Raw genomic sequence first — 416 nt, forward strand, 5'->3', positions numbered from 1 at the left:
CGACACACCCGCACCCGAAGGCTTCGCGATATTCACCTGTGCGACGCCATTCTGCGCCTGTAGAACCTGCGCACCAGAGCCCGGGACCGCGACGATCTGTGCACACGTGGGTGCAACTGAAGCAAGCGCTCCGAAGCACAGCAGGGTGGCGGCAACGAGCGGACGCAACAGGAGGTGCGGCGCCGCGCTGGGCGTGCCTGCGACCCACACGGCCGGTTCGCTACCGTGAGCGCATGCGAAATCGGCGACAGCGACGTGCATGTTCCGCAGACGGTTGTACACCAGCTTGAAAAGACCGTGATTCATGTTCTTGCAGAAAGGGAGTCGGCGGAACCGGCTCGCGAGGCATGGCAACGTAAGCAAGCAGCACGTGTATTGTCAGCGCTCCGAATTGCCCGGCGTAGGCCGATAAATCT

General features: G+C 62.5%; 1 protein-coding gene. It reads right to left on the minus strand.

Annotated elements, in window-relative coordinates; genetic code table 11:
* Window positions 1–306 (minus strand): ESPR-type extended signal peptide-containing protein (locus QCE64_RS37890; protein WP_310009533.1); only part of this gene is annotated, 306 nt, incomplete at its 3' end.
* Between the last annotated feature and the right edge of the window lie 110 nt (window positions 307–416).

The sequence above is a fragment of the Caballeronia sp. LZ043 genome, from assembly GCF_031451075.1.
Classification (GTDB): domain Bacteria; phylum Pseudomonadota; class Gammaproteobacteria; order Burkholderiales; family Burkholderiaceae; genus Caballeronia.